Source organism: Neobacillus jeddahensis, assembly GCF_000612625.1.
Classification (GTDB): domain Bacteria; phylum Bacillota; class Bacilli; order Bacillales; family Cytobacillaceae; genus Neobacillus; species Neobacillus jeddahensis.
Genome location: NZ_CCAS010000098.1, coordinates 1 through 9,050, shown reverse-complemented (window position 1 = coordinate 9,050; position 9,050 = coordinate 1). Strand labels below are relative to the sequence as shown.

At 40.5% G+C, this 9,050-nt stretch carries 6 protein-coding genes and 1 pseudogene; 5 read left to right on the top strand and 2 right to left on the bottom strand.

Annotated elements, in window-relative coordinates; translation table 11 throughout:
- Positions 1-413: 413 nt before the first annotated feature.
- Together TY15_RS22245 and TY15_RS22240 are read left to right on the top strand one after the other, a co-directional pair.
- A complete protein-coding gene (locus tag TY15_RS22245; RefSeq protein WP_040207338.1) occupies positions 414-980 on the top strand; it encodes a hypothetical protein in 567 nt (188 codons plus the stop codon).
- Positions 981-1,057: 77 nt separating this feature from the next.
- On the top strand, positions 1,058-3,457 hold the full coding sequence (locus tag TY15_RS22240) for an EAL domain-containing protein (RefSeq protein ID WP_040207339.1): 2,400 nt from the start codon (positions 1,058-1,060) through the stop codon (positions 3,455-3,457).
- Positions 3,458-3,801: 344 nt separating this feature from the next.
- Here TY15_RS22240 and TY15_RS22235 read toward each other — a convergent pair whose 3' ends face one another.
- Positions 3,802-4,410 carry a hypothetical protein gene (locus TY15_RS22235; protein ID WP_040207342.1) on the bottom strand — a complete coding sequence of 203 codons (609 nt, stop codon included), beginning with the start codon at positions 4,408-4,410 and terminating at the stop codon, positions 3,802-3,804.
- A 425-nt stretch (positions 4,411-4,835) separates the two neighbouring features.
- Here TY15_RS22235 and TY15_RS22230 point away from each other — a divergent pair, with 425 nt between their 5' ends.
- Genes TY15_RS22230 through TY15_RS22220 form a run of 3 tightly spaced genes read left to right on the top strand, consistent with a single transcriptional unit; the run spans position 4,836 to position 8,465 of the window.
- The gene (locus tag TY15_RS22230) at positions 4,836-6,041 is read left to right on the top strand and encodes a hypothetical protein (protein ID WP_040207343.1); all 1,206 of its coding nucleotides are present in this window, start codon (positions 4,836-4,838) and stop codon (positions 6,039-6,041) included.
- Positions 6,042-6,058: 17 nt separating this feature from the next.
- Positions 6,059-7,300, top strand: a complete 1,242-nt coding sequence (locus TY15_RS22225) for a Zn-dependent hydrolase (protein WP_042375602.1) — start codon at positions 6,059-6,061, stop codon at positions 7,298-7,300.
- The gene (locus TY15_RS22220; RefSeq protein WP_040207345.1) at positions 7,290-8,465 is read left to right on the top strand and encodes an amidohydrolase; all 1,176 of its coding nucleotides are present in this window, start codon (positions 7,290-7,292) and stop codon (positions 8,463-8,465) included. The genes TY15_RS22225 and TY15_RS22220 overlap by 11 nt, the downstream gene beginning before the upstream one ends.
- A gap of 310 nt (positions 8,466-8,775) precedes the next feature.
- On the opposite strand, the pseudogene TY15_RS24795 reads toward TY15_RS22220, so the two are convergent.
- Positions 8,776-9,050: pseudogene (locus tag TY15_RS24795) on the bottom strand (hypothetical protein); the annotation flags it as partial.

The following is a 9,050-nucleotide window of genomic DNA, read 5'->3' as shown; positions in this document are numbered from 1 at the left end:
TCTTAGTGTTTCTCCTCGAATTAAATCAATGGCATTTTTATTGGGTGTATAGTTCATTTCTTCCAAATCTCCAAAGTAGACATTCTGCATTCCATCAAAGGTTTCAAATAACCCTGTAAGAGTAGAGAGTACCTTTTCATCTTGTTGAAGAGTCATTCTTCTGTTCATCTTTGTTCCTCCTTTAGTTGAAAAAATAGCTTACATTCACTCTAATTTATGAAATGCATTTCAAGTCAAGGGGAAAAAATAAACTCTGTTTTAAGTATCAATTCATCTGCATAAACAGGCATCCGAATGGACTTATTCGGGTGCCTGTGTGCGAAAGATAATTTTTCCAATCATCTAGCCCAACTATTCCATCAGCGGTTATAATGTAGATAGGTGTCGAAATTTGTCTAGTCTCAGGAGGAACCATGTATCTAAAAGTAGATTCTTTAGCACTGCTTAATAGTTTTAATCAAATTTGGATGGAATGTTGGCTGGAAAAAGGATATGTCTTGGAAAATGAAACTGGTGCATCCGATCGTTATATCATCACGGATGAGAGCGATCATAGAGTAGGAACAATAGAATTTAAGCCTTATAGTCTCGAGACTCAGCATAATATTAATACCGTATTCCCCTTTCAAGATATCGAAGAAATTGCGATCACTCCAAGCACTGTTGTTGAAATCGATAAGGTAGCAATTTTAAAACAATATCGCGGGAAAAATCTAGACCGATTATTGTCGGTGTTTGTTCATTACTCAGAAAAACATCAGCTATCACACTGTGTGGTTCTACTGGAAAGAGTGTTCTATAAAGCATTGAGAAATGTCTATAAAATACCATTGCAGGCGATGGGAGACAAAATTTATTACAAGGGAGATTATGTCATCCCTGCCATCATTTATCCGGAAAAAATCTATCAAAATAAGCAAGATTATCGTTGGATTTTACCTGATCCACAAGCACAAAAAAGAAAACCAATTTTTACGTAGAATGTGCCGGGGGGACGGTTCTAGTGGCTTTTTTTCTCCGAAGGTAGCACAAAAATTGTGCCAGGAGAACCGTCCCTATGGCTCAGCACAAAAGCGAAAACCAATTTTTACGTAGAAGACGATTGGAGAACCACATGTTTAGTCTTAAAACCAAAAAGTTTGCCTATTCTTTTATCATTGTTTTTATTGTTACGAATGTCCTTTGGAATATCATTTTTCAGCATAAACAAACTTTTCTAGATTGGGGCGGAGTGACCTTCCAAATCATTGCCTGCCTCACATCGATCGCATGGCTTTTCAATACCTTTTTGAAGTATAAAGGAACAGCCAAAAATTTTTGGTTCATACTCGGTTTGGGGATTCTTACTTATTTAATTGGAACCTTGATTTGGACCTTTTATGAATTTGTACTGAAGGATAGTGGCGAAGCACATAATCTGCCGGGGATCTTTTGGATCTGTCAGAATGGCTTCTATTTCATTGCTCTGCTTGTACTCATGAATAAAATTAGAAGTCATTTGTTAACGATTAGGTTTTTCTTAGATATGTTAATCGTGATGTCTGTGGCGATGACCTTTAATTGGGTTTTTATTATGAATCCATTGATTAATCACGCCTCGAAGCTGGTGTTTAATCTCACGGATATCCTGTATCCAATATTGGATTTGGGTGTGCTTGTCGGTGTGTTATCCATTGCAGCAGCACGAAATAGTATCTTTAACAAACCGACATCTGTTCTGCTGATTTCTGGATTCCTCATTCAAATTATTGCAGATACGATCTTTTCCTATCTAAAAGTGATGGATATGTACTCAGTCGGTAGTGTCAATGAGCCCTTATGGATTCTTTCGATCTTATTAATGGGTCTGTCAGGAATCTATCATGTTCCAGTCGTTGCGAAGGATGAACCAATCAAAAGGCCAAAAAAAGGGATGCTTTTTCGACATAGTATTCCATATGTAAGTGTTCTGTTTCTGTCTATTTATGTCATCGGCTCCTTTCATAGAGACCACCCGATCATAGTAGGGTTGTTCTTTTGCATCATATTAGTCATCTTAAGGCAATTATTCACGTTATTAGAGAATGATAAATTAGTAAATGATTTAAATAATTTAAATGAAGATCTGGAAGTGAAGGTAAAAGAGAGAACTGATAAGTTAGTAGAAACCGTGAATTCGATGGAGCACCTTGCATACCATGATGTGGTGACTGGTTTGCCCAATCGAAGGTTTATGGAAAAAAGAGTCTCCCTTGCGATTGATAATAAATCAGGTAAACGAAAAATTGCCTTTATGCTCCTTGATTTGGATCGTTTTAAACATATTAATGATAGTTTGGGACATTCCTATGGGGATCTACTACTAAAAGAGGTAGGGAAAAGACTTGTTCAATGTTTGAGACCAAATGAAGTGGTTTGCCGTTTTGGCGGGGATGAGTATGCCTTATTAATTGAAAATACCTCGATTCAAGCGATAGAGAAAAAAGCTTTACGGATTTTATCGACCTTGAGAGAGATATTTACGATTGAGGGGTTTGAGCTACATATCACTCCAAGCATAGGGATCTCGCTATTTCCTGATCATGGGAGTGATTTTGAGGCCTTATTAATGAAAGCTGATACGGCCATGTATAAAGTCAAGGACAAGGGCAAGAATTATTTTATGATTTATAGTGGTTCGATGAGTATGGAACCGATGATGGAGCTAGAAAGCTCGATCAGGAAGGGTCTTGAGCGGGATGAGTTCGTCCTCTATTATCAGCCGCAAATGTCACTCATTACGAATGAAATTGTCGGAGTAGAAGCTTTACTGCGTTGGAACAAGCCTGGATATGGAATGGTGCCGCCAGCGGAATTTATCCCTTTGTGCGAAGAGACGGGTTTAATCGTACCGCTCGGAGAAAAAGTGTTACTGGAAGCCTGCAAGCAATCTGTGGCATGGCAGCAGAGGGGAATTTCGGATCTAAGAATTGCCGTTAATATTTCCTCTTTGCAATTTCAAGATAATGATTTTATTGAATCAGTTGCAAGGATCATGAAAGAAACTGGCGCAAATCCTACTCATATCGAATTGGAGATTACAGAGAGTATTGCGATGGGCTCGATTGAGAAAACTCTCGCGAAATTATCTTTCTTAAAACAACTGGGCTTTCAAATTGCCATGGATGATTTTGGTACAGGCTATTCCTCGCTCCATTATCTCAGTCAATTTCCTATCGATCGCCTAAAGATTGACCGTTCATTTATTACTTCCTTAGAGAAGAGCGAGAAGGATGCCGCGATCGTCAGGTTGATCGTGATGATGGCAAAAGGGTTGAATTTCAAGGTTCTTGCTGAAGGGGTAGAAGATGAATCGCAAAAGGCATTTTTGAATGACATAAGCTGTGATGAATTCCAAGGCTACCTATTCAGCCGCCCATTAAGTGTAGAAGATTGCGAGCAACTGGTGTGCCAGAGTGTGCCAGGGGGACGGTTCTGATGGCTCTTTTATTCTCCGAAGCTAGCACGGAAATTGTGCCAGGAGAACCGTCCCTATGGCTTTTAGACAAATAATGTAAGAGTTAATGGCAAAATATCCTTTTATGGCAGTGGTTAAACAGTTTTTAATTAAACGTTTGAATAGTTACATGATTAGGAGTATTTTGTCGGAAAGCTTGCTTCCATAAAAAAGTTGCATGGTTCTATTCGAAGAGACAACTAGTAAAAAAGCGGAATGATGTACGTCCATCATTCTGCTTTTTTGTCCATTTGCTTATAACGTTTCTGCGTTCGTTCCTAATTTGTACTCATTTGACTCAACTTCTCTTGGTCTAAATGGGCTTGTCATTGTTCCCAAGAGAAAATATTCGTTACCGCTGCAATCACTGTTTTTATTAGCCCCACCAAAGCAGACGGGATATTTAAAATTGTATCAATTGGATGTGCGATCAAACCAATAAGGGTACCAAGGAAAAGCATAATAAATGATCCAACCAGTCCTATTAGTGCATAAAAAGTATCCAATATAATTGATAAAACCATACTAATGTCTAATAATGAATTCCCAATCCTATCTTCGATACCTTGCTCAACCTTTTCATCAGCCTTAAAGTCTTTTTGTGTCATTTTATAATCGTATCGAATATTGTGAATTAATTTTGCAGGAGTATTTACTAGATAAGAAAGATTGTAGGCCAAATTAGCGGTGGCACTATACTCTTGGGCCATGAATTTATTTCCATCCATTAAATGGTATGTAATATCTCGCTCACCTAGATAGAATAAGGTTCCCATTGTACTCCTAATTTTAGTAGGATCCTCACCCGCCATAGCAACATATGCCGTCTTATATTTATAGGCAGCTTTTCCTCCGTCAACTATGTCACAACCACTCGTTACAATGGTTAATAGAAAAACTAATAGTAATAGAAAAATTCCCTTTGATCTCGTCATTCTTACTTCCCACCCTATTAAATATATATCCTCCACAAATGAATATTTTACCATAATGAAAGAATATTGGTACATTTTTAGGTATATATTACTATAATGGTGATAAAACGGGGTTGACCCCCACGCAGGTACGTGATCAATTAAGAGATTTGCACTTTTCTCTTATTGAAATGTAAAAAAGATAGAATCTAACGGACATCCTTCGAGTTAGATAGGGTGTCATTTTTATTTGTATCTCCAATAGTGTCAACAATTTTTCAAAATAATAAAACTCCATTTCTAGTATAGAATAACCCTTTGGAAACGGTTGCAAGAATAATATTAATAGTTTGAATTGACAGAATAATATAATTATATTAGTATCTTAGTATCATTAGTATTTCGAGATACGAAAAATTACATCAATGAAAGTGCAGGTAAACGATATGTCACAGATGCTAGCTTTAGTTATTGTTGTTCTTATTCTATTAATTGGTGACTGGGTAGCGGTCCGAACGAAAGCCTGGGTGCCCTCTATCTTTATTTCAGCCGTTTTATTTCTCATCGGATATTGGACATTCTTTCCAAAGGATATCGTTTCAATCGCGGGTATACCGCCGGTTGTAGCCACGATGCTGATGTACTTGCTCATTACGAATATGGGAACATTGCTGTCACTTAAGGAATTGAAAGAACAATGGAAAACCATTGTTATTGCCCTTTCAGGGATTGTCGGGATCATCGTTCTTTTGTTGGGAATTGGAACTTTTATTTATGGGTTTGAAACAGTCATTGTGGCCATTCCGCCTTTGGTTGGCGGTGTAGTATCCGCCTTGATTATGTCAGAAGGGGCAAAGGAAGCCGGCCTCGCATCCCTTTCCGTATTTGCTATTGTCATCTATGTGATGCAGGGATTTGCGGGATATCCTCTTACCTCGGTTATGTTGAAAAAAGAGGGAAAAAGACTTCTTGCCCAATACCGTAAGGGAGAAATAGCCGTAAAAGCACAAGCAAATGCGGTTGTAGAAATGGCAGCAACGGCGGAATCAGCTAAGCCGGAGTTAAAACTTTTTAACAAGCTGCCCGAAAAATACAACACCGAATACTTCAAATTTTTTAGACTTGCTTTGGTTGCCTTTCTTGCCTACCTGGTTTCGACACTATTGGCGCCAATTGTTTCTGTTAGCCCTTTTGTACTTTGCTTATTGTTTGGGATCATTGCAAAAAGTATTGGTTTTCTGGAGAAGCAGGTATTACAGAAAGCAAATGCGTTTGGTTTCGCCTTAATGGGTCTTATGCTGTTTGTATTTGACGGGTTAAAACAAGCAACACCTGGCATGATGTTAGAAATTATTTACCCACTAGTGGGGTCCATTGTAATTGGCGTATTGGGTATGTACATCTTTTCATTTATAGTAGGTAAAGTCCTTAAAGTAAGCAAGGAGATGGCCTTTGCGGTATCCTTAACGGCCTTATATGGATTTCCAGCAGACTTCATCATCACAAACGAAGTCATTAAATCGTTAACAAATGATGAGGAAGAAAAAGAGATGTTGACAAGTCACATGCTGCCGCCCATGCTGGTCGGCGGGTTTATCACCGTTACTATTGTATCGGTTGTACTGGCAGGTATCTTTGTGAAATTCTTGTAAATAAAGAGGCGATGTACATGGAAAACCTTCAATCACGTATAGAAGAACATATAGAAAAATTAAGTCAGTTTACTGCCACCCCAGGGAATGGGACAACGAGGTTGACCTATAGTAAGGAAGACAGGCAGGCGCGGGATTATCTTATTGGAAAAATGAAGGAATACGGATTAGTTGTCCGTGAAGATGGGTTTGGCAATCTATTCGGAAAGTTGGATGGCACGCTAAAGGATGCCCCGAGCGTTCTCATCGGTTCCCATTTTGATTCAGTCCCAAACGGAGGTCCTTATGACGGACCTGCAGGAGTAGTGGCAGGGCTGGAAGTCGCCGCGCTATTTGCCAAAAATCAGATTAAACCTAAATATCCATTGGAAATTATCGCGCTAATAGAGGAAGAGGGGGCACGATTCGGTGGCGGCCTGATGGGCTCAAGAGGTATTACCGGTCTACTGAGTGAGGAAAATTTTAAAAAACTAAAGGACAATGAGGGTGTCTCCACAGAAGAAGCCATGGTCAAAATCGGCTTGGATCCCACACTTCCTAAAAAAAGAGATCCCAAAACCATTAAGGCATTCCTGGAGCTGCACATCGAACAGGGGCCCATTCTCGAGGAAAAGAATATTCCGATTGGTGTCGTTGAGGCGATTGTCGGGCTGACCCAATTTGAAATTACCGTAGAAGGGCAAGCAGGACATGCCGGCACTACCCCGATGGACCGCCGGGCGGATGCACTTGTGACCGCGGCGCAGATGATCGCTCAATTTCCGAGCCTTGCCATCGAAGAAGGGGCAGGCACGGTGATGACAACGGGGCAATTGCATGTTTTCCCGAACGGCGCGAATGTCATCCCGAAAAAAACCGTTTTTACAGTTGATATACGGTCCGGTAAGGAAGAACATATCCAGAATGTCATTCGAAAACTGAACGAACTAATCGAGTCCTATCGTCTGGATGGAATGAAGATTACGGCCGAACAGCAATTATATATGCAACCGAAAGTGATGAACCGGGAGATTGTCGCTCTTTTGAAACAAGCTAGCAGTGACTTGGAAACACCATATTGTTCGATCAACAGTGGAGCCGGACACGATGCGATGGTCTTTTCCGATGTTACGGATGTAGGGATGCTGTTTATTCCAAGTAAAGATGGGCTAAGCCATTGTCCAGAGGAATGGTCAGATTCTATGCATATCGCAAATGCCGTACAGATCTTTTTTGAAACTGCAAAGAAATTAACGGAGGCTTCGTCAAATGATCAATGAAAAAATAAAACAAGCGGTTCAACAATATAGCGAGGAATTAACAGAAATTCGGAGAAAGCTTCATAGTGAACCAGAGCTATCCTGGGAAGAAGAAAATACAACGGCTTTTGTCTGCGACTATCTTGATAATCTAGGAATCTCTTATCGAAGAGCGGAGCCAACAGGTGTCATTGCGACAATTGAAGGCGGAAAGCCAGGAAAAACTGTTGCTTTAAGAGGAGATATGGATGCTCTATCAGTAGAAGAGTTGAATAAGGATCTGCCGTATGCATCAAAGACGGAAGGGAAAATGCATGCGTGCGGTCATGACGCCCATACGGCGATGCTCTTGATTGCTGCCAAAGCTTTACAAGCGAGCAAGGAAGATTTACCCGGCAATGTCCGGTTATTGTTCCAGCCTGCTGAAGAGGTAGCAGAAGGTGCGAAGGCATTCGTAAAACAAGGGGCTGTTGATGGGGTAGATAATGTCTTCGGTATTCATATTTGGTCACAAATGCCGACAAACAAGGTGTCATGCACAGTGGGGCCATCCTTCGCTTCTGCTGATCTTTTTACAGTATCGTTTAAAGGCAAAGGCGGCCATGGCGCGTTGCCGCATGATTGTATCGATGCAGCGATTGTGGCGTCTTCGTTTGTGATGAATGTGCAAACAATTGTTTCGAGAACGGTAGATACACTAAATCCAGCCGTTGTTACTGTTGGAAAAATGGTGGTCGGTACTCGCTTTAATGTCATCGCTGAGAATGCCGTCATTGAAGGAACAGTCCGCTGCTTTGACCCTAAAACAAGGGATCATATTGAAACGCAGCTCACGCATTATGCAGAGCAGGTCGCGGCTATGTACGGTGCAACGGCCAACGTGGACTATATCCGCGGTACCCAGGCTGTCAATAATGATGAGTACAGTGCTAAATTGGTTCAAAAGGTTGCCGCTGAGGCGTTTGGTGCAGATGCTGTCTATTTTGAAAAGCCGACAATGGGCGGTGAGGACTTCAGCGAATATATGGCTGTTGTACCTGGCAGCTTCGCACTTGTGGGCAGTGGGAACCCTGAAAAAGATACAGAGTGGGCACATCACCATGGGAAATTCAACATCGATGAGGACGCACTCGTAACTGGCGCGGAACTATACGCGCAATATGCTTGGGCCTACCTAAATGAATAAATAAATGAAGCAAGGGGACGGACGGTCCTCTTGCTTCAAACGTATTATCCTTTTATCATGCAATTTTCAAACAAACGTTTAGGTAGTAGCGGAATTTTGAAGAATTAATAGAATAATGTCAGTCCATATGTAAATCGTCAAATCATGCAATTAGGTAGGGAATTGTCTGTTAATTTCCCTGGCAATTCTCGACAATTTCCTATTGGGCGGCCGCATATTCACCAATAAGTACCTGTTACCACTCGGATTTTGTTGAACCTCAACATCCTTCAAGCAGTGACAGGCACAATTAAGTTGTTTTCAATCGATATTAGATTGTCGCTCTTCGGATTAACAAATAGGAAATGGCCATGTAAAGGAATATGAAAGGTGTAAGCAAAAGTGCTAGTTGAATGGCCGTATGATTGGAAATCCATTCAAAAATGGGTGCCCACGTTTCGTAATACTGAATCAAAATCAGCGTGATGCTTCCGATTAGAAGGGCGATAATGGATAAAATAAACATGCCTTTTTTTCCGAAGCGGCGAAAGAAGCTGGAAATCGTAAATCCTGAGAAAAATAAGAAAGTTAATAAGATAATATAGA

Bases quoted from the DNA above. Each gene is read 5' to 3' on its own strand.
- TY15_RS22245 (WP_040207338.1), top strand. From the start codon at position 414: ATGTATCTAAAAGTAGATTCTTTAGCACTGCTTAATAGTTTTAATCAA.
- TY15_RS22240 (WP_040207339.1), top strand. From the start codon at position 1,058: ATGGCTCAGCACAAAAGCGAAAACCAATTTTTACGTAGAAGACGATTG.
- TY15_RS22235 (WP_040207342.1), bottom strand. From the start codon at position 4,410: ATGACGAGATCAAAGGGAATTTTTCTATTACTATTAGTTTTTCTATTA.
- TY15_RS22230 (WP_040207343.1), top strand. From the start codon at position 4,836: ATGTCACAGATGCTAGCTTTAGTTATTGTTGTTCTTATTCTATTAATT.
- TY15_RS22225 (WP_042375602.1), top strand. From the start codon at position 6,059: ATGGAAAACCTTCAATCACGTATAGAAGAACATATAGAAAAATTAAGT.
- TY15_RS22220 (WP_040207345.1), top strand. From the start codon at position 7,290: ATGATCAATGAAAAAATAAAACAAGCGGTTCAACAATATAGCGAGGAA.